General features: G+C 64.7%; 23 protein-coding genes and 1 tRNA gene. 12 read left to right on the top strand and 12 right to left on the bottom strand.

The annotated features are described in order from the left end of the window. Positions 1-11: 11 nt before the first annotated feature. Entirely contained in the window at positions 12-665 is a 654-nt protein-coding gene (locus HMI60_RS09040) for a response regulator transcription factor (RefSeq protein WP_018779609.1), read from the bottom strand. A gap of 88 nt (positions 666-753) precedes the next feature. Here HMI60_RS09040 and HMI60_RS09035 point away from each other — a divergent pair, with 88 nt between their 5' ends. The 3 genes from HMI60_RS09035 to HMI60_RS09025 are packed head-to-tail and all read left to right on the top strand — an operon-like array spanning position 754 to position 3,763. Next, positions 754-1,983, top strand: coding sequence for a sensor histidine kinase (locus HMI60_RS09035; protein ID WP_193590994.1), 1,230 nt, complete (start codon positions 754-756; stop codon positions 1,981-1,983). Beyond that, positions 1,980-3,128 (top strand): hypothetical protein, encoded by a 1,149-nt coding sequence (locus HMI60_RS09030; protein ID WP_193590993.1) that lies wholly within the window; start codon positions 1,980-1,982, stop codon positions 3,126-3,128. Before HMI60_RS09035 ends, HMI60_RS09030 begins: the two co-directional genes overlap by 4 nt. Continuing rightward, positions 3,122-3,763, top strand: coding sequence for a LuxR C-terminal-related transcriptional regulator (locus tag HMI60_RS09025; protein ID WP_193590992.1), 642 nt, complete (start codon positions 3,122-3,124; stop codon positions 3,761-3,763). The genes HMI60_RS09030 and HMI60_RS09025 overlap by 7 nt, the downstream gene beginning before the upstream one ends. Here HMI60_RS09025 and HMI60_RS09020 read toward each other — a convergent pair. The 8 genes from HMI60_RS09020 to HMI60_RS08985 form a co-directional block, all read right to left on the bottom strand. Further along, entirely contained in the window at positions 3,737-5,464 is a 1,728-nt protein-coding gene (locus tag HMI60_RS09020; RefSeq protein WP_039240042.1) for a sugar ABC transporter permease, read from the bottom strand. The two genes, HMI60_RS09025 and HMI60_RS09020, sit on opposite strands and share 27 nt — an antisense overlap. Next, the gene (locus tag HMI60_RS09015) at positions 5,457-6,338 is read right to left on the bottom strand and encodes a septum formation family protein (RefSeq protein WP_193590991.1); all 882 of its coding nucleotides are present in this window, start codon (positions 6,336-6,338) and stop codon (positions 5,457-5,459) included. Before HMI60_RS09015 ends, HMI60_RS09020 begins: the two co-directional genes overlap by 8 nt. Then, complete coding sequence (gene xrtS / locus HMI60_RS09010; RefSeq protein ID WP_144401237.1) at positions 6,325-6,918, bottom strand: exosortase S; 594 nt, start codon at positions 6,916-6,918, stop codon at positions 6,325-6,327. The genes HMI60_RS09015 and xrtS overlap by 14 nt, the downstream gene beginning before the upstream one ends. Before the next feature lie 5 nt (positions 6,919-6,923). Continuing rightward, positions 6,924-8,285, bottom strand: coding sequence for a glycosyltransferase (locus tag HMI60_RS09005; RefSeq protein WP_064723368.1), 1,362 nt, complete (start codon positions 8,283-8,285; stop codon positions 6,924-6,926). A gap of 88 nt (positions 8,286-8,373) precedes the next feature. Then, on the bottom strand, positions 8,374-8,556 hold the full coding sequence (locus HMI60_RS09000) for a peptidase (RefSeq protein ID WP_193590990.1): 183 nt from the start codon (positions 8,554-8,556) through the stop codon (positions 8,374-8,376). Between the two features lie 39 nt (positions 8,557-8,595). Beyond that, positions 8,596-9,885, bottom strand: coding sequence for a choice-of-anchor G family protein (locus HMI60_RS08995; RefSeq protein ID WP_018779600.1), 1,290 nt, complete (start codon positions 9,883-9,885; stop codon positions 8,596-8,598). 171 nt (positions 9,886-10,056) lie between these two features. Next, positions 10,057-10,482 carry a hypothetical protein gene (locus tag HMI60_RS08990; RefSeq protein ID WP_018779599.1) on the bottom strand — a complete coding sequence of 142 codons (426 nt, stop codon included), beginning with the start codon at positions 10,480-10,482 and terminating at the stop codon, positions 10,057-10,059. Between the two features lie 126 nt (positions 10,483-10,608). Beyond that, positions 10,609-11,463 (bottom strand): inositol monophosphatase, encoded by an 855-nt coding sequence (locus HMI60_RS08985; RefSeq protein WP_018779598.1) that lies wholly within the window; start codon positions 11,461-11,463, stop codon positions 10,609-10,611. A gap of 33 nt (positions 11,464-11,496) precedes the next feature. Here HMI60_RS08985 and HMI60_RS08980 point away from each other — a divergent pair, with 33 nt between their 5' ends. The 4 genes from HMI60_RS08980 (at position 11,497) to HMI60_RS08965 (ending at position 14,924) form a co-directional block, all read left to right on the top strand. Beyond that, positions 11,497-12,117, top strand: coding sequence for a hypothetical protein (locus HMI60_RS08980; RefSeq protein ID WP_018779597.1), 621 nt, complete (start codon positions 11,497-11,499; stop codon positions 12,115-12,117). A 139-nt stretch (positions 12,118-12,256) separates the two neighbouring features. After that, positions 12,257-13,054 (top strand): hypothetical protein, encoded by a 798-nt coding sequence (locus HMI60_RS08975; RefSeq protein ID WP_193590989.1) that lies wholly within the window; start codon positions 12,257-12,259, stop codon positions 13,052-13,054. Beyond that, positions 13,051-14,505 (top strand): hypothetical protein, encoded by a 1,455-nt coding sequence (locus HMI60_RS08970; protein ID WP_110505739.1) that lies wholly within the window; start codon positions 13,051-13,053, stop codon positions 14,503-14,505. The genes HMI60_RS08975 and HMI60_RS08970 overlap by 4 nt, the downstream gene beginning before the upstream one ends. Beyond that, positions 14,502-14,924, top strand: coding sequence for a hypothetical protein (locus tag HMI60_RS08965; protein WP_110505737.1), 423 nt, complete (start codon positions 14,502-14,504; stop codon positions 14,922-14,924). The genes HMI60_RS08970 and HMI60_RS08965 overlap by 4 nt, the downstream gene beginning before the upstream one ends. On the opposite strand, the gene HMI60_RS08960 is transcribed toward HMI60_RS08965, so the two are convergent. Continuing rightward, positions 14,867-15,697 carry a DUF998 domain-containing protein gene (locus HMI60_RS08960; RefSeq protein WP_018779593.1) on the bottom strand — a complete coding sequence of 277 codons (831 nt, stop codon included), beginning with the start codon at positions 15,695-15,697 and terminating at the stop codon, positions 14,867-14,869. The genes HMI60_RS08965 and HMI60_RS08960 overlap by 58 nt on opposite strands. Positions 15,698-15,805: 108 nt before the next feature. Between HMI60_RS08960 and HMI60_RS08955 the strand changes: the two genes are divergently transcribed. From HMI60_RS08955 to HMI60_RS08945, 3 genes are all read left to right on the top strand, one after another. Further along, a tRNA-Arg gene (locus HMI60_RS08955) sits at positions 15,806-15,878 on the top strand. Position 15,879: 1 nt separating this feature from the next. Then, on the top strand, positions 15,880-16,338 hold the full coding sequence (locus HMI60_RS08950; protein WP_110505736.1) for a DUF6314 family protein: 459 nt from the start codon (positions 15,880-15,882) through the stop codon (positions 16,336-16,338). Next, complete coding sequence (locus tag HMI60_RS08945) at positions 16,335-16,733, top strand: NUDIX domain-containing protein (protein WP_039240031.1); 399 nt, start codon at positions 16,335-16,337, stop codon at positions 16,731-16,733. The genes HMI60_RS08950 and HMI60_RS08945 overlap by 4 nt, the downstream gene beginning before the upstream one ends. Before the next feature lie 2 nt (positions 16,734-16,735). On the opposite strand, the gene HMI60_RS08940 is transcribed toward HMI60_RS08945, so the two are convergent. Together HMI60_RS08940 and HMI60_RS08935 are read right to left on the bottom strand one after the other, a co-directional pair. Continuing rightward, complete coding sequence (locus HMI60_RS08940) at positions 16,736-18,649, bottom strand: ABC transporter ATP-binding protein (protein WP_110505734.1); 1,914 nt, start codon at positions 18,647-18,649, stop codon at positions 16,736-16,738. A 3-nt stretch (positions 18,650-18,652) separates the two neighbouring features. Continuing rightward, complete coding sequence (locus tag HMI60_RS08935) at positions 18,653-20,314, bottom strand: ABC-F family ATP-binding cassette domain-containing protein (RefSeq protein WP_193590988.1); 1,662 nt, start codon at positions 20,312-20,314, stop codon at positions 18,653-18,655. A gap of 209 nt (positions 20,315-20,523) precedes the next feature. Between HMI60_RS08935 and HMI60_RS08930 the strand changes: the two genes are divergently transcribed. Further along, entirely contained in the window at positions 20,524-21,246 is a 723-nt protein-coding gene (locus HMI60_RS08930; protein ID WP_018779588.1) for a hypothetical protein, read from the top strand. Next, on the top strand, positions 21,243-21,950 hold the full coding sequence (locus tag HMI60_RS08925) for a hypothetical protein (RefSeq protein WP_018779587.1): 708 nt from the start codon (positions 21,243-21,245) through the stop codon (positions 21,948-21,950). The genes HMI60_RS08930 and HMI60_RS08925 overlap by 4 nt, the downstream gene beginning before the upstream one ends. Positions 21,951-22,135: the final 185 nt, after the last annotated feature.

Here is a 22,135-nt window from a genome sequence, read left to right as displayed (position 1 = left end):
ACCACCGGAATCTACTGCCGCGGGTCCTCCAGCAGCCATCCGCCGGCAGTGAGCCGCTCCCGGAGTCCCAGCCTCGTCAGGGGCTCGGGACCGTCCTGGAACTTCCGGCGCACTGACGCCAGGTGTTTCTTCACACCATCCACGGAGATACCCAGCAGCTGGGCTGTCTCCGCCATGGTCCCGGCCTCTCCTCCGAGGTAGACGGAGACCACTTGGTGCTCCCTGGCGGACAATTGCGGTTCCCCCCTGCCGGCATCCATGGCTGCGGCCACTTCAGGGGTGATGTGTTGCAGCCCTTGCGCTGCGCGCCGGAGCGCGGTTTCCACCACACTCGCGGAGGCTGTCTTGGGGATGTAGGCCATGGCGCCGGCCGCCATGGCCTGGCGCATTACGGCAGGGTCAAGGACAGAACTGCACACCACAACCTGCGGGCCGGAGGAAAGGATGGCCTGGATCTTGGCGCGCAGCGGGACCTGGTCACCCAGGAGAACGTCCAGGATAACGACGTCGGACAGGGCACCCAGGCTTGCTGCGGCTTCGGCCCAGGAGGCGAACCGGCCAACCACACGGATGCCCGTGGTGTTGTCCTGGAGCCACTGGGAAAGCCCTTCGAGCAGGACGGCGTGGTCCTCCACGATGTCCACTTCGATCGTGGGTTGGGACACCGGGTATCGCACTTAAATCGGCCCTCCCCGCATATGATGCTGGCTAAGTGGTCATCATATTCCGATGACGGGTTTTGGGGAGACATTCATGGGGGCATGGATAACGCGGCTGGCAACCTGCCGGCCCGCGTTGGAGCGCTCGGACCTGCTGGCCAGATCCGGGACGGTAATGAGCTTCGTTTTCATGGCGGCCTCCTGGCTATACCTGTTTCCGATCATGGGCGGACCCCTGTGGCACCGGGCCTTGGCGTGGGTGCTCGTGATGATGCTGGTGATGTGCTTCGCTACGATGCTGCGGACCGATTTCTGGCCCCTTCGGCTGATGATCGTCGTGGGCCTGATCGCCCTGTCCGAACTCCTGGCAGGAGTCAGCTACCGCCAGGATTCGGACTCGCTGCTCCTGGCGCACAGCCTGCTGATCGGTGCCAGCTCCACGGTGGCCTTGTCCTTGCGAGCTTCTTGGCAGTCGGCGGTCTATACGGCGCTGCTGGCCGTCCTGGTATTTGGGCATACCATCGCGACATCAATCCTGCATCGCCTCGGTCCCATCACCTTCTCGATTCTTGTGGGATTCTGGCTCATCATGCTCGCCATCCGTCACTCAGCGCCCAGGGCCCTGGATATTTTCCTGCGCGACCAAGCCGTGAAGGCGGAATCCCTTGCTGCCCAGGCGGTCGTCCGTGACCGGACCAGTGCTGCCGCCCATGACGCCCGATTGCTTCACGACACCGTGCTGCGGGGGCTGACCCTCTTGGCCCGGGGCGGCGCCGGGTTGGCTCCGGAGGACTTCCGCAGCATGTTCGCCGCTGGGGAGTACGACGGCGTCGGGTCAGGTCACCGGAGCCCCGGCACCCCGGCGGAAGCCACCAAGCTGGACGGCCGGCGCGCGGCCCTTGGCAGCGGAGGCGGGCTGGCCGTCGTCGAGTCTTCCACTGCCGCTGACGTGGCGTCGTTGCTGAAAGAGCGGGCCCGCGAACACAGCCGGAACGGCTTCACCGTGGACGTTTTCGGCGAGGGCGGAACCCTGCCGCCGGATACCTTGCGGGCGGTTGCTGATGCTGCCGGGGAATGCATGGTCAACGCGGCCCGGCATGCCGGGAGCGATCACGTGGATGTGCTCATTTCGCGCACAGGTCCTGTGGTGTCGGTCCTCGTCAGCGATGCGGGCCGCGGATTCGACCCCGGGTCCCTCCCGGCGGAGAGCTTCGGGGTGAGGCATTCGATCATTGAGCGAATGGCACAGGTCGGCGGGAACGCCAGGCTGTTGTCGACACCAGGGCGTGGAACCACTGTTGTCCTTGAGGTCGAGGCGGCATGAACCGATTCCTTCCGGATGTACACGGGGCCACTGCCGGTCCCCTTTTCCTGTCCCGGGGCATCCTGGTGAGCACCAGTCTGACGCTCTGGATATTCTCGGCCATGACGCAGGTGGTGTCCTTCGACGGGAGCAGCCTTGATCGCTCAAGGTTTGCTGCCGTGGCCCTCGACCTCATTGGCTGCTGCGCGGCTTTCCTGGCGTCTGCGCCGGCAACGCCCCGCAGGCATCTTCCCTATGTGCGCCTGGCCTGGCTGGCCACGTCCATTATTTCGGGCGTGATGACGGCCCAAGTGGTGACGCTGGGCTCGGGCTACCTGGCCCTCGCCTTCAACGTCATGCTGGGGTCGGCTTTGGTCTTCCTTGTCTGCATGCGGTGGGACCTGATGGGTTTCATGCTCCTGTCGGCCGCCAACTCGGTCCTGAGCAGCTTCTACTACGCCACCACTCCGCGATTCGGGTCCGGCGAGGGCCTGCTGATTTTCTTCATCACGCTGATCCCGGGGCTTTTGGGCGCTTTGTTCGTCGTGGGAATCCGGAGCCGCATGGAGGAACAGCTCGCCCGGCATTCCGCCCAGGCCATGACTGCCCTGACCCGGCAGGCTGATACCCGCAGTTCGGCCCACACCGAGGAGCTGTCAGCCACACACCATCAGATCCAGGAGCTGTTTGCGAGGGCAGCCCGGAGCGAAAGCCACCCGCTGACGCCGGGCCTGGCGGAGGAAGCCCAGTGGCTCGCCTCGAGGTTGCGTGCCCAGTTGATGGTGGCACAGGGCGGCGACTGGTTGTCGGAGTCCTTGGTGCTGGCCGGCCTGGACTCCACGGCCACTGTGACGGCCCAGCCGGACCTCCTTCAACGTATCCCGCAGGCACAGCGCCCGGCACTCCTCGCTGTCACCATGCTGCTGCTGAAGCCGGTGCCGGACGGGCCGCGCCAAGGCAGCAGTTTGCCCGGAAGGGTACATGTCTATGTGGAGCCGCATGTGAACGATCATTTGCTGATTACCTGGCGTGTGACCGGACTCAATCCGAACCGCTGCACCCCCGCGTTGTGGAGCGAAGTGGAAGCCCTGGGTTCGCCACGCGTTCACACGGACCCCGGAGGAGCCAGCATCATTGTCCCCATCAAGGCACCCAAGCCATGGTGACGCGCCTGATGGTGGTGGACCAGCACCAATTGATGATCGATACCTTGGATGCGTGGTTGCGCCGCAACGCCCCGGACCTGGTGGTCGCGGCGGGCTTCACTACTGTTCCCACGCAACTCCAGCAGGAGGCCTTGGCCGGCCTTTCGGTGACGGTGGCTGTCCTGGGTACCCTCGATCGCCGGGAAAAACTGGTCCCGGCAGTTCAACAGCTGGTGCGGGCCGGATTGCGGGTGGTAGTCCTTGCCACCGCCCTGGACCGCTGGGACGCGGGCGCGGTCCGCTCTGCCGGTGCCTTGGGTTATGTGCCCAAGGCAGCTGGCCCCCGGCACACGGAACTCGCCCTCCGCGCCGCCGCATCCGGACAGGAATATCTGCATCCTGACGTCCTGGCCGGTCATGACAGCAGCACACCGCTGCGCATCACACTTTCACCCCGGGAACAGCGTCTTGCCGAGCTGTACCTTGGCAGTGACGCCATGTCCGTTCGTGGCGTTGCGGATGCCATGGGAATCAGCGAGCAAACAGTCAAGGCGCACCTTCACCGGATCCGGCAGCGCTACGCCACGGCCGGCATCAAGCTCGGCAATGTCATCAGCCTCCGCAAGCAGTTAAGCAACGATGGCTGGATCAGCTGAGCCTTGCTGTGCCTTGGCCCGCCGGCCCCTGCGCTTTCGCGCCGGCACCTTCCCCGGCTCCGAAGCCAGGATGCTGATCAGGGCCACCAGCAATGGCCCGCACAAAGCCGCCATGAAGCCCGCAATGATCATCTGCTTGTAAATTTCGGCCTGGCCGCCATTGAGCATGACGGCCCAGAACTGGAACCAGCATCCCAGCACCATGATGACCGCCAGCCTTCCCACGGCACTCCGCTTCCGGAAAGCCACGGCCAGGCCCAGCAGCAACGTCACCAACTGCATCCCGACGAAGGCCACCGGAGCAGCTTTTACGGCGCTGAACAAGCCCAACACCACGGGAAAACGCCGTTCCTTTTCATAAGGGCCATGATCGGAACCCTCAAGGTACGAGCCAACATAGCCCAGTTCCGGAGTCAGCATGGCAGTCACTCCGCGTTCGCCCATGGTGATGAGCCGTTCCGGATGCGTGGCGTAAAAACCGGCGATCGTGCCCAGGCTGATCTTCTCCTGGAACTGGGGGTACAGCGGGTTGTAAACAGCCGAACGTGTGGAGGCCACCGTAGTGTCCATGGAGTTGATGAAACTTGGGTCCAGCCCCAACCATTCGAGGTCTGCCTCAGGGGTTGGGCTGTACGGAAGAAGCTCCACAAAGACGGCGTTGTAAAGGTTCACTTCCGAGAAGCGCTTGGGTTGGACGTTGATGAATGCCACCGAAAACGCAACGATGAGCAGCACCGCCGTCGCGGGCAGCAATAGCGCGCGCCAATGTCGACCCCTGCCGAGCGCACCGTCGGCCGGTTTACCGTCGGACGGAGGCACGACGACGGCCGCCTCACCGTCCGCTGCACCCCGCCGCCACGGCACCCAGAGCAGCGCCAGGGCAATAACGGGCAGCCACGAGACAGTTTGTGTTTTTGCCGCAACGGTAAAGACCGTCGCGAAGACGACCAGCAGCAAAGCCAGCCACCGCGGACCGCTGCCGTTCCAGTAGTGGAGCAGCGCAACGGACACGGCAAGAATGCCAAGGAAGGCCGCGGGTTCGCTGTAGGGCGAGACGAAGAAGTCAGCGAAGACGCCGTCTGCCATCACCCCGGTGACCAGCGCGGCGATGAGGATACGGAACCAGGTCCGGCCAGGCAGCACGTTGATCAGGGCCGCGATCAGCAATCCGAAGACCACACAGCAGACGATTCCAACGGCACGGGTGTCCAGCCCTGGTCCCCAGCCCAGGAGGGGTGTCAGCAGTTTCCCCAACCACAGGAACAGCAGCTGGGAAGAGTAGTACGGCTCCCCGGTGCCGTTGGCGCCGCAGCCTTCACCGTAGAACTGGTGCGGGACCCAGGAAGGGTGGATGTACTTCGTGAACCCCGCGTAATCCCAGGGCCGTTGGTTCATGACCCCCAGGGAGCACAGCAAACCATGCCCTTCGCCCTGGTCCCCCATCCCCACAGGTTCCGGAATGAACAGCCGGACCATCATGAGGGCGGCCGCAACCAGCCCCGCGATCAGGGCCGCGCCGTGGACTGGTCCCAGCGTCAAGGTACCGGGACCGAAGGTCCTGGCAAAGTATCGTCCCAGGCTGCCGAGCGGACGGGCCTTGGTGCCCTTGCGTCCGCGCACAGGGGCAGGGGTGAACGTTCTCTGCGCTTTCCCGCCACGTTCACGGAGCTGCGTGGCGCTCCCGGATCCTTGATCAGCCATTGTTTACTGCTCCCCCGGTGACAGGCACGCGCACGGGAGCCAGGGTTCCGGTCACCAATTCCGGAGCTTCACCCGGTACTGGCTGCCGGGCGGAGGCGACGGCACAGCGGACGGTCCGGGCAGTGCCCACCGTCCGGATGATGGGATGGACTGTGACGCCTGCCGGCAGTTTTTCCGTGCCGAGGAATTCGAGCGCATAGGGAAGGCAACGCGCTTCACGCGCCACGGGTGTTGCCAGTGACGCGTCCTGGGCGATCCATGCGCTGATGTCTTCCGCGGTATGGGGCTCCGAACACGGGACATCGGTTCCGTCGTCGGAAAGAACGCCGTCCTTGTATTCCTGCCGGTAGCAGAGCCGTACCGCTGCCGAGTGTGGTCCCGCCAAAGCATCCTTGAGGTCAAGGCCGGTTTCCTGCGGGGTGCCGTCTTGGTCCGTGACCGCTACGTCGCAACGAACCGCCCGGCTGCCGGCAGCCCAGGCGTCCCTGTCAGGGAAGTAACTGGTGACCGCCAGTCCGTACGTCCCGTCCCTGTCGGACGCGGAGAGATAAGTACGCAGGTCCTCGCTGGTGCACAGCCGTTTGCCGACAGCCTTGAGCTGCTGCTGGTTGGGACGTGACTCCTGGCGGGCCAGGGGTTCGGGCATCGTCGTGACCAGGAAAGTCTGGGTGGTGTGGCGTTCGGTGCAGGAAACAGGCGGGCTGGCTTCGCTGCTGGCATCGAATTCTTCCGGGGACACCACGGCATGGCAGAGTCCTGTTTCCGGACTCGCCGTGTCCACCCCGGGTTTTCCTTCATCACAGGCGGCCAAGGCTGCCGTTATCATCACCGCGGCCATGACGGTCGACGCCCGGAACAGACTACGAGGACGCACGCCGGCCCTTGCTGCGGGTCTTTGCACGGTCTTTGCGGACGACGGCGGCCCGGACCAGCACGATGATGGCCGCGACGAAGCCGAAAATCACCACGAAGGAACCCAGGAAGTGGTGCATGACATCGAATCCCTGCTGCCCCCAGCTCTGTTGCGCCGCTGCGATCATGAAATAGCGGGTTGCGTTGCTGATGCAGACTATGAGGAGTGCGATGAGGGCCGCGGGCATGAGCCGGGAGACGGGGATGCGTCCCATCAGGAAAAGAATCCCGGCGAGGCCTGCGATCGGCGTGAGGAGGACGGCGCTGGAGCACAGCCCGGTGACTTGGAGGGCGAAGGGCTGGCCCCCGCCCACATTGTGGAAAATGATGTCGCCCACGCTGTAGGAAGCCCCGCCGAGGACGCCGTCGAAAATGGCGGACATGAGCCAGGCTTCGGCTGCCCTGATGTGCTCCTGCTGCAGCATGGCCGCGGCCGCGGCAGCGATGAAGACCAGCCCGATGAGGCCCCCGCCACGGGCCTTCCGTACGGGGATCGCACGGGGTCCGGTGGGGACGCTGATGTTGCCGGCTTCGGCGCTCATGGCCACTAGGCTTCCTTCGCTAGGAGTTTGACGTCTGTCTCCTGGTTGCGGCGGGTCTTGGCCCACCCCTGCCGTCCTGTGATGAGGCGGTAGGTTGCCCTGAGCACCGTGACGTAATTCTGGTACATGTAGAGCCAGTAGCCGAAGCCCCAGAGGACACCGAGCATGAAGTTCTTCTCCGGCGTGACCTGCTTCCGGTACACCAGGCCCCACAGCGCGAACGGCAGCACGCCTGTTGCGAAGATCAGGGGAATGATGAACCATGCCGCACTGATCCAGGCGCCAAAGCTGCCCATGGTCAATGAGCCCTGTGCCACCATGGTGATAAACAGCGTTGGCCACAGGACCAAGCCGAGAATCTGGATGAAAGGCTGGACCAGGAAGTAGCTGGATTCGATCGCGCCGACGTTGCTGAAGTAGGGCGATTCGAAGATCCGCTTGAGGTAGACGCTGCACTGCATGCCGCCGTGGCACCACCGCGTGCGTTGCGTGAGGAGCCTGCGGAGGTCAGGGAGTGCTTCCTGAGCTACGTGGGTGTCATGCATGTAGACGGTCTTGTAACCACCCAGCATGATGTGGATCGCGAGTTCGTAATCTTCAAGGAGCGCCCCGTGCCATGGCTGGCCGGACGTCCTGGCGATGACATCCAGGGCGGACAACCGCGTGAACTGGCCGTTGCCGCCCAGGCCGACCGTCAGGGTGTGCCGCCGAAGGGACTGCATGGCCGCGATGGTGGTGCGGAACTCCATGTCCTGCATCAGGACCAGGTACCGTCCGAAGGACTTCCTGAGACGCTGCATCCCGGTGCCGCCTTCGAGGGCCGGGTCCTGCAGGTTGGACATCCAGACGGCGGTTTGGGCGGCGCCGACTTCCGGGTCACCGAACGCCAGGGGACCAGCCGCCTGACGGAACGCATTGTCAGCCAGGTGGCCATCGGCGTCGACCACCAGGACAATCACCGACGACCGGTCGACGTCGGCGGGCAGCCAACCGTCCAAAGTGCGGTAGGCGGCGTTAAGCGCATCTCCCTTGCCGGTGCGGGCCAGTGGCCGGCGACGGCGAACGAGGTGGATCATGGCGTCGCGCTCAGAGGCCGCGTCCACGATGTCGGCGGTGGCGTCGTCGCTGTCGTCATCGACAACCCATACGTGAGCCTGCGGGAATTGCCTGCGGAGCAATCCCAGGGTTTCGCCGATCACCACTTCTTCATCGCGGCACGGAATGAACACATGCCACGAGAAAGAGTCGGGATCGCCCTCGGGATCGGGTTTGCGCCGGAGGAAGGGCACCAGAATCACCAGGATGTACGACAGAAAAACCACCAGGAGCACAAAAGCCAGCGCCTGTGCGGATTCGAGTACCGACATTTACTTCCGATGCTTGGGCGAGGCCGGAAAGGCCCGGGAAAAATGGGGATGGCGGGACGGCCCGGAAAGAGCCGCCCCGCCGATGGTATTACGAGTTGGGATGTGTTCCCCGCTTTGCGGCTTTGAGCCTGCTGTTTCGCAGGACTACAAAACCGGTAATCAGCAGGGCTACCCCCACGAGGATGACCCAACCAAGGGTTGGGGCTCCCGTGACAGCGAGCGTGGTACCGCCGGCGGCGGTACCGCCTGCGGTCCAGTTATTGCCGTACATTGACTGTTCTCCTTTCGCCGTGCGTGATCGCCGGGGCGATCAGACAGCGGCTACCGCGGTGCGGCGGCGTGAGCGGACGAACAACCAGGTGAGCAGAGCCAGGAGGGCCACGCCACCGCTGATGGCCATGGTGTCGGCGTTGACCAGCGGGATCGCCGCTGCGTCAAGGTTGGGTCCGACGGTTGCGTTGGCCAGGTTGACGGTGGCGATGGAGCCGCCGGCAACGGCGATCTGCAGGGCGCGCTGGGTAAAGGCGCCCGACGGAGCGGTTTCCTGGACGTTGACCTTGGCCGAAACGAGGGCGGTCAGCGCGGTGCTCAAAGGAGCCACAACGCTGGTAGCAACTGCTCCGGTCACGCCGTTCAGGGTGGTGGTCAGGACAGACAGGGCAGGTCCTGCGACGAGCTGGGCGATCGGTCCAAGACCGTTGACGGCGGCCGTGGCGGTTGCCAGGGTGCTGCTGACGATGGAGGTCAGCTTGTTGGCAACAGCCTGCGGCAGGAACGAGATCAGGTCGGTTCCGGCCGGCAGGGAGTTCAGGTCCGGCACGCCGGCAACGGCCAGCAGGTCTGCCTCGGTGATGGAGATGGTTCCACCGGCCACCGGGTTGGCCACCGTGACGCCCAAGGGGGTCAGGACGGCGTTGGCCGTGTTGATGGCGGTGCTGATGGTGCCTGCGACGCCGCCAATGACAGTGCCGCCGACTTCAGCCGAAACGCCGGCCAGTGAGTAGGCACCCTGGGGGGCTGCACCCTGGTCCTTCTTGGCTGCCGCCGCGAGGGTGGCCACCTGAAGGTTGACGTTGACCAGGTCCGTGCCACCGAGGATGGCTGCAGTGCCGAGGCTGACGCGGGCTGCCGGGATGGCAGGATCACCGGACGTGGGAAGGCCGCCGGGCAGGGTCACCAGACCGGGAGCGCCGCTCACGGTACCGGAGAATGCTTCCGAGGAACCATCGTTGACTGCCTTGCCGTACTGGCTGACAGCACCAACCTGGATGATGCCGTTGTTCTGGAGCAGCGGGATGTTGCCCGCGCCCACGTTGACGACGCCGAAGACTGCGCTGAGATCCAGCGGGTCGGTGGCCTCAATGACTGCCGGGCCGCTCGGCGGGGTGCCGATCTGCTGGGCAGTTGCTGCTCCGTTGGATGCCAGGTTGGCAAAGTTCGGAAGTGTCAGGACAGAACCATCGATGATCTGTCCGCTACCCACCGAGATGACGTCGGTGGGCGCTGCGTTTGCGGCTGGTGCGGCCACGAGGCCGATTGCCAAGGCCGATACGGCGGTGACGCCGACGGCTGTGGGCCACAGCTTGCTCTTGCTGTTCAAGTATTTCCCCCTTGCGAACGCTGCAGGACAGGGCTGTTCTGCAGCTGAGACCGTGGGGGCAAACGCCCCCCGGTGCAAAATAACAAGGGGAATGGGGCCAGGTCCGCGGGGGTACCCGAAGGGGTTAACCGGCGTCCTGGTTCTATAGCTGTTCTATTTACTGAGTTGGTGTCAGTCCGGCAGTTCCAGCTGGAACCCGCACTGGCACCGCAGCAACTTCGTGCCGACGTCGACTGCCGAAGCGTCGTCGCCGGGTTCGTCCGTCGACAAGGGCGCGTAGATGCTCTTGACGTTGGAGCCTGCCAGGGACATTGCTTCGCCGCAATGGAAGTACTCTCCTGCGAAGCGGAGCAATCCCTCCAGCGAGCGCACCTTGTTCAGGACCGCTGCCACATCACGGAACCGTGCCCTGTGCAGGTAGTTGCCTTGGCATTTGCGGCAGACGTACCCGACCTGGACCTGCAGTTCGCCCGGATGCGGCGGCAGGGACTCGATGGATTCGATGGCAACATTTTCGTTCGTTCCGCAGTGCAGGCAGCCAAGGGGCCGCATGTCTTGCGTCAGCCGTGGAAGGCTGGGACCACCAATGCCTTGCATGGCGTCTCCTGGGGCTCGGCAGCTGACCGGTCAGCACCTGGGCAGCGGGACGAACCATTCGTCCCAGTACAAGGAAACCATTACTAAGGCTACTTAGCAATACCCTGCGGGGTACGTTGGCGGCAGCTAGGCGAACTGCGGAACCGAGGTTAGCGCGGCACCCAACTCGCGGACCGCCGTCGGGCTTCCGGCAACGAACCAGTTCATCCCGTTGACCTTCACGACGGCGGTGTCCCCGCCGGCCGCGCGAACGATCGCCTTGCCGGGCAGCCAGTCCCATTCGGGGCAACTGTGCTGGAACCAGCAACCGAGTTCGCCATCGGCCACCCGGCCCAGGTCACAGGAACCTGAGCCAAACATCCGCAAGGAGGCGGCGGTGATGGCGGCCGCGTGCCATGGCATGGCCGTGCGCGGATCCGCGAGCCAGGTCGGATGGATGTACGTGGCTGCGCAAATCCCGGCCACCGAAACATCGCCGGAACCGGAAATGGGTTCTCCGTTGAGCGTCGCCGCCTGGTCCTCGCCGCCCAGCCAGAGCTTGTCCAGTTCGGGCTGGTAGATCGCCCCCAGCAACACCGACGGGTCCACCAACGGGCTGCCGGACTGGCCACTGTGGGCGGTGTCATCACGCTTCAAGGCAATGGCCGAGCACCAGTAGGTAGAGCCGTGCAGGAAGTTGTAGGTGCCGTCAACGGGGTCGATCACCCAGGTCCGTCCGCTGGTCCCGGCCACCGAGGCACCCTCTTCACCAAGGATGCCGTCCTCCGGCCGGCAACGGCGCAGTTGCTCCAGGACGTAGGCCTCGGCTGCGTGGTCGGCTGCGGTGACGACGTCCGAGACGGACGTCTTGCGTTCGCCCTGCAACCCGCCCATCCGCATGAGCAACGCCAGTTGCCCCGCTTCCCGGACCAGGGCGCTGGCCAACTGGTAGTCATCAAGTGAAGGATCGAGTTCAGTTGCGGTGTGCCTGCCGGTGGTCATGGATCCAGCTTAGGTGGCGGGATAATGAATGACATGGCCAAGACACCAGCTCAGCGGATCAAAAAGCACGGAGCGAAGGCAGTGGTTCCCGACCACACACTGCCTCCCGTGATCAACAGCACCACCGCGCGGACGCCGCAGAAGGCACAAAACAACTCCAGGTTGATCGTGATTGCCGGCGTGGTGGCCAGCCTGTTCCTCTTCTGGTACCTGCACCTGTTGACCCTGAACCAGATGACCCAGCTTTCCGGCGGGCTGGCAATGCCGGACTCCCTGATCGGCGGTTTCTCCCCGGACTACATCGCCCAACTGCGCGCAGCCATGGATGACGCGGCACGCGGCCAGCTCAACTACGTCCACAAGACGGCCGGCACGCTGTTCCCGTTGATCTTCGGCTTCAGCTGGCTCCTGCTGATCGGCACCAACGTGGCGAGGAAGTCCTGGCGCTGGGCCATGTGGGCCGCTCCCCTGCTTTTTGCCGTGGCCCACTTGTGGTCGAACGTGGCCATTGATTCGGTGCTGGCCGCAGAGACGCCCGACGCCGGTTCGGTCGCCGTGGCATCGGCCGTCACCGTTGCCTCCTGGGTACTCTTCCTGGTGAGCCTCGTGTGTGGCGTCGTCGCCGTCTTCCTGGGAAAGAAGCGCGCGTCCTGAAACGGGGGGCCACCTCCCCGCCCCCGCCCCCGCAGCAACCGTTGAGGATAGCTCTCCCCATTCCGCGTCCCGGCCCGCCCGGATAGTGTTGCGCTTGCCGCCAAGTGCTGGCGCGCAGTAAGTGGATCTTGGGGGATCAATGGGGGAAATTCACGTCGATGCGAGGCTCAACATCGTTGAGCTCAGCGGAATCGCCTGGGCAGAAACTGTCCGCAGGGCGGCCGAAGCAACGGGCAGCGAGGCCGACGCCGCCGCCTATCCGGAGTACTTTCCACATCCGGACGCGCACCACCAGGACGCCGGGGACGAACTTCGCCGTGCCGGCATCCTCGATGCGCAGGGCACCTTGTCACCGCAATGGATACTGGCGGTTACCCTCGCTGTATCGGCACCCCTGACGGCCACCACGGTGGTGCAGTTCCAAGACCAGTCCATCCACAGCAGGGCCGGCCTGGCAGGAGGGCGGGGCGTCGCCGTCTCCTATCGACGCCGTATAAGCCACCAGCCAAACGGTGTGGTGGTGACGGAAGTCCGCAACGCCGTCGAGGTTTCCTTCTTCCAGGAGGAAAATGCGTGGGCTGCCCTCAGCCGCCATTTTCCCCGGTTCCATCAGCTGGAGCCGCTGCCCGAAGCGACGCCGCAGGCGGTAGCGGCCAACACCAGCTGCACCATCCACCTTGAGGTGTCAGGCCACCTTGATGTTCCAGGCACTCCGGCGCCAGGTTTCCGCCCGTATACCAGCCGGCGCGTTTGGGCCGTCGCGGACCAGCTGTACTCCGTGGACCAGCTGAACTCCGTGGAAACCGGGCCAGGACAGAACCCCTCGCCCACCCTGACCGCCGTTCCATCCACGGACCCCGGGCTCGAATTCGCCTGGTCCCTCCTGGGAGCAAAGGAATACCTTGGCAGCGCCGCCGGTCGGAGCGTGCGCTCATGAGCCTTTACGGAATGGATGTGGAGGGCGGGCGACGCCTCAGCAAAGAGTTTGCCCGCAGCAGCCAACGCCTGCTGGACCTGAGCGGCAACCTCACTCCCTTGATCACCGGTGTGGACTGGCACGGCGATGACGGGAAGCGCTTCACGCAGGAGTGGATGGCCTACCGCAGCCAGCTCATCGCGGCAGGGCATGCGCTCGCCGCCGCCTCCAGTGCCGTGCAACGCAACGTCGACGAGCAAATGGCCGCCAGTACCACCGCGGCCGGCTCCGGGAATCCGTCCGTCCTTGACCGGCTCCTGGACGCCGCCGCCGGGGAGGCTGAGGACCTGTGGGATGCCAGCGGAAAAGTCACCAGCCTGTTGGCAGGCACTGCGTCCACCATATGGAACCTTGCCCAGGACCTGGCTCCCCTCCCTATGGGGAACCTCATGGATGCCGAGGAAAACCGTGCCTCGCGGCTGGGCGACTTCGTGAACATGGGCTGGGGGTGGCTGACCTCGGGCGAGCCACCGTCGATCACCCAGCTGGTGTCCAACGGGGTGCTGTTCGTAGCGGCGACACTGAACACAGCCGCGACGGTGACGAGTTTCGGCTTCCACAATCCGCATTTGATGGATGACGGCAGGCCGGTGGCCGGCGAGCCCATCCCCCTGACCGTAGGCAAACCCGGAACCGCCGACGTGAACGGCAGGCCGGTCACGCCCGTGCCGTCAACCATCAGCTCCGTCCTGGCCGCCACCGACGCAGCCTACGCCGACGCAGGAATCGCGGGCACGGAAGATACCGGGATCCGGATCACCACAGTCGACAAGCCGGGCAGTCCCCCTGCCTACATCATCAGCATTCCAGGAACCACCCGGTGGATGCCGGACGGCGCGGCCAACCCCACCGATCTCACCGGGAACCTTGAACTTGCCGGTGGGAACCTGTCCACTGCCGCCCAAGCGGTCCGCATCGCCATGGAGAAAGCCGGCATTCCCCAGGACGCACCGGTGATGCTGTCAGGTCATTCGCAGGGCGGCATGATCGCCACGGCCTTGGCATCCGACAGCAGCTTCACCGACAGGTTCAACGTCACCAACGTTGTCACGTACGGATCGCCGGTGGATTCGGCCCCCATCCCGGCATCCATCGACGTCCTGGCCCTTCAGCACGCCGGTGACCCCGTCCCGCAGGTGGACCTGGCGGATGCCACTTTGCTTCCCGGCGGCAGCATCACCACGAGCCGGGACAACAACGCCCTGGTGGTGACGCTGCCCAACCCGGACATCGATCCGGGATTCGCCGGAATCAGCTACCACGACTCCTACCGTTACGTTGACTCGGTAGCGCAGCAGGAAGCCGGGGGTCCCATCGCCCAGTACAGTCAAAAGGAATCCACCCAGCAGTTCCTCACAAGCGATGCCGGCCAGGTGTCCTCAACCGTGTCCAACATCTCCCGAAAGCAGTGACCTTGAAGAAACTTCCCAAGCCGGTGCCGGCCCTGATCATCATGATGCTGATTCTGGGCATCACGGCTTGCGGTGTGGGTGGCCCGTCCAAGGCCGAGCGGCTCGGCAAGGACATGCAGGACGCTGCTGCGTCCGTGCCGGGAGTAAAGGACGCCCAGGTCCACGTGAACATGAATACGTCCGGCAACTTCATCACCGCCAAGCTCACAGGAATCGGCTCCGAGCACGCCGCGCTTGCACAGGCCCTGGAAGAGGCCCTTCCGGCCATGCTGGAGAAGACCACGGACTTGGACTCGGGATCCTTCTCGGTCAGTATCTTTTCACCCGACGACTCGGTTTCGGTGGGTGCTGGCGACCTCGGCTACGCGGGAGGGACTTCACTCGTGGACTTCCGCGAGTACTTCCTCAATCGGCCCTGAGCGCTTTTTCGTTCCGTTCGTACCCGCTGGGCAATAACAAGGCCTGCAGTGGCCAGGCCGATAGTGACCGGATACCCCATGAAGCGTTCCAGAGTTCCGGGCCGGGGTACATCCATCGCGGTGATGCCGCCAATGACCAGCGCCCCAAGGCAGAGAATCCCGCAGATTCCGAGGAACCAACTGACGGGGGTTTGCCTGAACCACAATACGGCCAGCAGGAGCAAGGCGAACCCTCCCCCAATGAAGAACATGAGGGCCCCTGCAAAATGCCACGGCGAGCCCAAGTCTTCGGGTACCAGTCCCACAATCACGGTGCCCACCCCCGCAACGCCCGTCAGGATCCGGATGGCGACCGCCATGATCCAGGGCACGGCCAGCACGCGGATGGGCGTTTCACCCTCCTGCGTCGCCCGGAAACGCCTGGCCCGGACTTCGGGCCTCGCCGCGACGCACAGGAGCCCGGCCGTCAGGAGGATTGCCCCGAGGACCAACGCCAGCCCCTGGACCACGAAAGAGGCATTCATCAGCCAATGCAAGGGCGAACAGACTGGCCGGTCCTCATACAGTCCGCAGGAAACAGCGCCCAGGTCGCTGATGAAGCCCGTGGCCCTGCTGTAGGGCTCCGGACCGGCCCAAGCCTCGATCACAGCAGCCTCGGCCACGAAGTACTGGACGACGCTCAGTTGCGCCCATCCCCCAATATTTGCCCTGATGCTGCGGACATCCGGAAGGAACCATCCCGCCGGTGCCGACGCCGTTGCACGCCCGTTCATGGTGGCCAGCCTAGCTGTGTTCGGGCATCGCCCCGGCAGCTTGTATGCTTGTAGTCGTGTCCGGGCCCTTGAGCTCCAGCAGTGGGATTCCGAGCCATGGACACACAGGCCCTCGTAGCTCAGTGGATAGAGCACGGCTCTCCTAAAGCCGGTGTCGTTGGTTCGATTCCAATCGAGGGCACTTGAAGCACCAGCAGCGCATCCAGGACTTGCGGGCCTACCTGGCCGGCAGCTGGAGGGTGGAGCGAAACCTCCTGGACCGCGCCTCCGGCACCCGCGGAACCTTCACCGGCGTCGTGCACTACAGCCCGAACCCCGACGGCGGCCTGGACTACCGCGAAGACGGCACCATGCACTGGCCCACCCACACCGGCCCCGCCTTCCGTGAATACGTCCTGACACCCGGCGCCGCACCGGACACCATGGACGTGTCCTTCCCCGACGGCAGGCCTTTCCACGTCATGGGATTCTCCGAAGAGGGCCACGAGGACAAGCACTGGTGCGATCCCGACGACTATCAGGTCAACTACACCTACAACGGCCCGGATTCGTTCAGTTTCACCTGGGACGTCACAGGGCCCGCCAAGGACTTGCTGCTGGAATCGCATCTGGTCCGCATCGACGCCGGGAGGCCTGAATGACAACAACGGACCTGATCGTGGTCAGCGCCGTGTGCGTCTACAACAACGAAGGGCAGCTGTTGACCGTCCGCAAGCGCGGCACGGACAAATTCATGCACCCCGGCGGCAAACCCGAACCGGGTGAAACCGCCGCCCAGGCCGCTGCCAGGGAACTGTCCGAGGAAGTCGGCATCGAGGTATCACCGGAGCAGCTGGAACCCTTGGGTGTCTGGCTCGCCGTAGCCGCCAACGAAGCCGCCACGAACATCGAAGCCACCGTCTTCACGGCGCCCGGAACGTGGGACGCGCACCCCTCCGCCGAGATCGCGGAAATCCGCTGGCTGGACCTCTCAGCACCCCTGCCGGCGGACCTGGCGCCGCTGCTCACGGACCACGTCCTTCCGGCCCTCAAGTAGCGCTAGAGCTCCGGGACAGCTTCCTGCGCCACTGCCGTGGCCTCCGCGAACTGGGTCTGGTACAGCTCGGCGTAGCGCCCGTCCGCCGCCAGCAGCTCGGTATGCGTGCCACGCTCCACGATCCTGCCGTCCTCAACCACCAGGATCGCGTCAGCGGCGCGGATGGTGGACAAGCGGTGCGCAATCACGACGGCGGTACGTCCCTCGAGCGCCTCACCCAGGGCCGCCTGCACGGCGGCTTCGTTGGTGGAGTCCAGCGCCGCCGTCGCCTCATCCAGAATCACCACGCGCGGCTGCTTGATGAGCAAACGTGCGATGGTAAGGCGTTGGCGCTCGCCGCCGGAGAGCCGGTAGCCACGCTCCCCCACCACTGTCTCCAGGCCATCGGGCAGGGAACGGATCATCGGTTCCAGGCGGGCGCGCCTGAGCACATCCCACATGTCGTCCTCGGTAGCATCCGGCCGTGCCAGGCGCAGGTTGGAGGCGATGGTTTCGTGGAACAGGTGGCCGTCCTGGGTCACCATGCCCAGCGTGTCGCGCAGGGAATCGAAAGTGATGTCCCGCACATCGGCACCCGTCCGGGGCCCGTTCCCGCCCAGGCGCACTGCTCCGGAGTCGACGTCGTACAAGCGGGACAGCAGCTGGGCGATGGTGGACTTGCCGGCACCCGAGGAACCCACCAGGGCCACTGTCTGGCCCGGTTCCACCCGGAAGCTCACCCCGTGCAGCACTTCCTCTCCGCCGCGGGTGTCCAGCGTGGACACCTCCTCCAGGGAGGCCAGGGAAACTTTGTCTGCTGAGGGGTAGGAGAAGCGGACGTCATCAAATTCCACCGCGACAGGGCCCGGAGCCACCTCAATGGCATCCGGCTTTTCGGTGATGAGCGGCTTCAGGTCCAGGATTTCGAAAACCCGTTCAAAGCTGACCAGTGCGCTCATGATTTCCACCCGCGCGTTGGACAGCGCGGTCAGCGGCGCGTAAAGCCTGGTGAGCAGGAGCGCCAGGACCACCACATCGCCCGGTGCCAGCTGGCCGCTGAGGGCCAACCAACCGCCCAGGCCGTACACGAGGGCCAGTGCCAACGCCGAGACCAGGGTCAGGGCGGTGACGAAGGTGAACTGCAGCATGGCGGTGCGGATGCCGATATCCCGCACCCGTCCAGCCCGGTCGGCAAATTCACGCGATTCCTCGTCCGGGCGGCCGAACAGTTTCACCAGCGTGGCACCGGGCGCCGAGAAACGCTCCGTCATCTGCGTGCCCATGGCGGCGTTGTGGGCTGCAGCCTCACGGCGAAGATCTGCCAGTTTGGAGCCCATGCGCCGCGCGGGGATGAGGAAGATCGGCAGCAGCACCATGGCGAGCACCGTCACCAGCCAGGAAGTATTGAGCATCACGGCGAGGGTCAACGCCAGGGCCACTACGTTGCTGACCACACCGGACAACGTGCCGGCGAAGGCGGACTGCGCCCCGATGACGTCATTGTTCAACCGGCTCACCAAAGCGCCGGTCCGTGTCCGGGTGAAGAACGCGATGGGCATGCGCTGCACGTGGTCGAACACCCGCGTGCGCAGGTCCACGATGACGCCTTCACCAATGATCGACGACAACCAGCGCGTCAGCAGGCCCACTCCGGCCTCACCCACCGCAACGATCGCAATGAGGACGGCCAGCCAGATGACCGTTCCTACGCCTGCGTTCGCGATGATCGCATCCACCACCTGTCCGGCAAGCACCGGGGTGGCCACTGCCAGGAAAGCGCCCGCGATGGAGGCTATGACGAAGGCAATCAGCTTCCCCTTGTGAGGGGCAGCGAAGGCGAGGACGCGTTTGAGGGTTTCCTTGGAGAACGGCTTGGAGCCGCTCTTGGCAGTGGTGATGTTGTACAGCGAGCTCCAGGCCACGCGGTCCATGCTCATGGGTTACTTCTCCTGGCTTGGAGTGTGGTGGAATTCCCGGACTTGTCCGTTGTCCAGGTGCCACCGCGAATCGAGACGGACGTTTTCCAGCAGCCGGCGGTCGTGGGTGACCAGCAGGAGCGCACCGTCGTAGCTCTCCAGCGCTTCTTCAAGCTGTTCGATCGCCGGGAGGTCCAGATGGTTGGTGGGCTCGTCCAGCACCAGCAGGTTCACGCCGCGGGCCTGCAGCAATGCGAGCGCAGCCCGGGTCCGCTCCCCCGGGGACAACGAGTCCACAGTGCGTGAGGTGTGGTCCGCTTTGAGCCCGAATTTGGCCAGGAGGGTGCGGACGTCTGCGCTGTTCCAGTCCACGAGCACGGCTTCCACCGCGTCGCCGAGCGGCTGCCCGCCGTCGAGCAATCCGCGTGCCTGGTCGATTTCGCCGATGGCGACGGACGCGCCCATGGAGGCAACGCCGTCGTCGGGTTGTTGCGTCCCCAGCAGCAGGCGCAACAAGGTGGACTTGCCGGCGCCGTTCGGACCCGTGATGCCGATCCGCTCCCCACCGTTGAGTTGGAGGTTCACCGGTCCCAGCGTGAAGTCGCCCTGGCGCGCGACGACGTCACGCAAGGTCGCGACGACGGCACTTGAGCGGGGTGCCTGGCCGATGCTGAACTGCAGCTGCCACTCCTTGCGGGGCTCCTCCACCTCAGTGAGCCGGGCAATGCGGGACTCCATCTGGCGGACCTTCTGCGCCTGCTTCTCCGACGATTCGACGCTGGCGGCCCGGCGGATCTTGTCGTTGTCCGGGTTCTTCTTCATGGCGTTGCGGACACCTTGGGAGCTCCACTCCCGCTGGGTGCGCGCGCGGGAAACAAGGTCCGCTTTGGTGTTGGCGAACTCCTCGTAGCGCTCCCGGGCATGGCGTTTGGCCACCGCGCGCTCTTCGAGGAAGGCTTCGTAGCCGCCGTCGTAGACAGCTACCAAGTTCTGGGCCAGGTCCAACTCCACCACTGTGGTGACGCAGCGGGCCAGGAATTCGCGGTCGTGGGAAACCAGCACCACTCCGCCGCGCAGGCCCTGGACGAAGGCTTCAAGGCGTGCCAGCCCGGCGAGGTCCAGGTCATTGGTGGGTTCGTCCAGGAGCACGACATCGAAGCGGCTCAGCAGCAGCGCCGCCAGAGCCACGCGGGCGGCCTGTCCACCGGAAAGGCCGGTCATCAGTGCCTCGGTCCCAACCTCCAGCCCGAGATCGGCCAGAACGGCGGGGATGCGGTCTTCCAGGTCTGCCGCGCCGGAGGCCATCCAGCGGTCGAAGGCAAGGGAGTAGGCGTCGTCGGCTCCTGCGGCACCTGAGCCGAGGGCTTCGGCAGTGGCTTCCATCTCGGTGGTGGCTTGCGCGCAACCAGTGCGTCGGGCGATGTAGCCGGCGATGGTTTCGCCTTCGGTGCGCTCGTGTTCCTGCGGCAGCCAACCCACGAACGCATCCGAGGGTGCAAGGCTGAGGCTGCCTTCCTGCGGCTGGTCGACGCCCGCCAGGATACGGAGCAGCGTTGATTTTCCGGCGCCGTTGGCTCCCACTACGCCAACCACGTCGCCGGGCGCCACCGTGAGGGACAGCTTGGAAAAGAGTGTGCGGTGGCCATGCCCACCGGCCAGTTCCTTGGCCACCAAGGTTGCAGTCATTTGTCTATCCTCCAGCAAGGAAACGCAGATCATCAGGCCCCGATTCCCGCGGGCATGGAAAAACCCGCTGGTCCGGACTTGGGGGGTGTACGGACCAGCGGGTTCAATCATCAAGCATAATTCAATGTGGCGTCGGCGTAAAATCGATCTGTACTCCCACTTACCGCAATTTGCCGGTTTGCCGCGCCCCACATCACAGAGAGTTCCACATGCCCTTACAGTCCAAGGCGTTCCAGCGCTGGCTTCATGGCGTTGCGCCCGATGCCAGCACGGCGGACGTCTGCAGGATCGCCGGCATCAAACGGACAACCCTGGCCCAGCAGCTGGTCCGCGGCAAGGTGGCCGAGTCCACGCTGGTGAGCATCAGCCGGGGCTTCAACATCAACCCTGTGCAGGCCCTGGCCACTTTCGACCTCTACTCCGATCTCCGCGGCGACCCCGTTCCGCCCACGGGCTGCGAACTGGTCAGCCAGGTTGCCACGATCGATCTTCTGCGTGCCGTAGTGGAGCGCAGCGAGCCCGGCTCCGCGCCCGTGGCCCGCCTTTCGGAGCCACCTCACCCTACCTCCGTGCGCAACTGGGTGGACGCAATCGACGACGGCGAGTTGCGGCACCGGGTCAGCGACACCACCGGCATCGCGCCCCAGAATTTCTCGGCCCACCTGACAGCCAACAGGCTTCCGCCGGAGCTGGCGATTGCCACCTCCCGTGCGGCCGGGGTGGGACCGGCAGGAGGGTTGGTGGCCGGAGGACTGATCACCGAAGCCGAAGCCGGCTGGCCACCCAATGCACGCCGGGAGGCCTTGGACGCAATGTCCCAAAGTGCACTGGTGACCCTTGCCGGTGAGCGGCTGCTGGCATTGGGAAAGACCCTTCGCCGCCAGGAACAAGACCACGAACGAACTGAACGAATTTGGGAGAACCTCGGATGACGGCTGTCCTGCCCTGGGTCACGCTGGCAGTTTGCCTGGCGATTACGATCGCACGGATTCCGAGCGCACTGCGTGGGGAGAACCGCGTTGTCTTCTACATCTTTTCGTTGATCTCACTGAGCATCTTCATCAGCATCGAGGCGCCCTACCTTGTCATCGACGGCTGGCTTGGCGGGATGAACGTTGGGAACCTGATTCTGCGTTTCCTGCTGTATGCGACGTTCTTCTTCATGGGCATCAAGATCGCCACCGCGTTCGGCTCCCAATCGGCAGTGCGGGCCATCCGCGGGCCACTGGGTATCACGGTTGCCGCAATCGTGGGCGTGCTGACCATCTACTTTTTCCTCATCACCGACACCCGGGGCTCGTCGGCGGGGATGAGCGGGCTGGTGTGGGGGCCGTCGTTGGAGGCCTATGCCTTTATGGGCCGCTTCTACCCGGGATTCGTTGCTGCCTGCCTGGTGCCGGCCATCTGGCGCACGGTGGCGAGCCAGGCGCCTGTGTTGCTGCGCGTCGCCTCGGGCCTGCTTTTGCTGGGACTTTCGTTGCTTTTGCTGTCACAGCTTTTTCCGCTGATCCCGTTTTCGGAGGCCTGGCTGCGGGTGCTGATCAACTACTCCGCAGCCATGTTCACGTGTATCGGATTGGCCGGAATCTGGTTCTCGAAAGCAGTTGCGCGTCGAAAACGGCGTCTCTCAGCGTAAGACTTTCACAAAACCATTAGATCGTGGCACAATCATGAATGTGTGAACGCGGCTGCAGCCTGACACCGGAATCAGAGAACGGGTTTCCGGTGGATGTGGCGCCCACGGGATCACAATTGGGGGGATGAGTGGTGGCGGGCTGTTGGGGACCGCCCCCACTCAGCCTTTTTAACGCACCTTTACCT

Origin of the sequence: Paenarthrobacter sp. YJN-D (assembly GCF_015040335.1) — a bacterium.
Classification (GTDB): domain Bacteria; phylum Actinomycetota; class Actinomycetes; order Actinomycetales; family Micrococcaceae; genus Arthrobacter; species Arthrobacter nicotinovorans.
The sequence above is the reverse complement of the archived record's forward strand: the minus strand, read 5'-3'. Positions and strand labels throughout refer to the sequence as shown.

What these genes read in the sequence shown, in the direction of transcription:
- HMI60_RS09035 (WP_193590994.1), top strand. Translation starts at nt 754, where the DNA reads ATGGGGGCATGGATAACGCGGCTGGCAACCTGCCGGCCCGCGTTGGAG.
- HMI60_RS09030 (WP_193590993.1), top strand. Translation starts at nt 1,980, where the DNA reads ATGAACCGATTCCTTCCGGATGTACACGGGGCCACTGCCGGTCCCCTT.
- HMI60_RS09025 (WP_193590992.1), top strand. Translation starts at nt 3,122, where the DNA reads ATGGTGACGCGCCTGATGGTGGTGGACCAGCACCAATTGATGATCGAT.
- HMI60_RS09020 (WP_039240042.1), bottom strand. Translation starts at nt 5,464, where the DNA reads ATGGCTGATCAAGGATCCGGGAGCGCCACGCAGCTCCGTGAACGTGGC.
- xrtS (WP_144401237.1), bottom strand. Translation starts at nt 6,918, where the DNA reads ATGAGCGCCGAAGCCGGCAACATCAGCGTCCCCACCGGACCCCGTGCG.
- HMI60_RS09005 (WP_064723368.1), bottom strand. Translation starts at nt 8,285, where the DNA reads ATGTCGGTACTCGAATCCGCACAGGCGCTGGCTTTTGTGCTCCTGGTG.
- HMI60_RS09000 (WP_193590990.1), bottom strand. Translation starts at nt 8,556, where the DNA reads ATGTACGGCAATAACTGGACCGCAGGCGGTACCGCCGCCGGCGGTACC.
- HMI60_RS08990 (WP_018779599.1), bottom strand. Translation starts at nt 10,482, where the DNA reads ATGCAAGGCATTGGTGGTCCCAGCCTTCCACGGCTGACGCAAGACATG.
- HMI60_RS08985 (WP_018779598.1), bottom strand. Translation starts at nt 11,463, where the DNA reads ATGACCACCGGCAGGCACACCGCAACTGAACTCGATCCTTCACTTGAT.
- HMI60_RS08980 (WP_018779597.1), top strand. Translation starts at nt 11,497, where the DNA reads ATGGCCAAGACACCAGCTCAGCGGATCAAAAAGCACGGAGCGAAGGCA.
- HMI60_RS08975 (WP_193590989.1), top strand. Translation starts at nt 12,257, where the DNA reads ATGGGGGAAATTCACGTCGATGCGAGGCTCAACATCGTTGAGCTCAGC.
- HMI60_RS08970 (WP_110505739.1), top strand. Translation starts at nt 13,051, where the DNA reads ATGAGCCTTTACGGAATGGATGTGGAGGGCGGGCGACGCCTCAGCAAA.
- HMI60_RS08960 (WP_018779593.1), bottom strand. Translation starts at nt 15,697, where the DNA reads ATGAACGGGCGTGCAACGGCGTCGGCACCGGCGGGATGGTTCCTTCCG.
- HMI60_RS08945 (WP_039240031.1), top strand. Translation starts at nt 16,335, where the DNA reads ATGACAACAACGGACCTGATCGTGGTCAGCGCCGTGTGCGTCTACAAC.
- HMI60_RS08940 (WP_110505734.1), bottom strand. Translation starts at nt 18,649, where the DNA reads ATGAGCATGGACCGCGTGGCCTGGAGCTCGCTGTACAACATCACCACT.
- HMI60_RS08935 (WP_193590988.1), bottom strand. Translation starts at nt 20,314, where the DNA reads ATGACTGCAACCTTGGTGGCCAAGGAACTGGCCGGTGGGCATGGCCAC.
- HMI60_RS08930 (WP_018779588.1), top strand. Translation starts at nt 20,524, where the DNA reads ATGCCCTTACAGTCCAAGGCGTTCCAGCGCTGGCTTCATGGCGTTGCG.
- HMI60_RS08925 (WP_018779587.1), top strand. Translation starts at nt 21,243, where the DNA reads ATGACGGCTGTCCTGCCCTGGGTCACGCTGGCAGTTTGCCTGGCGATT.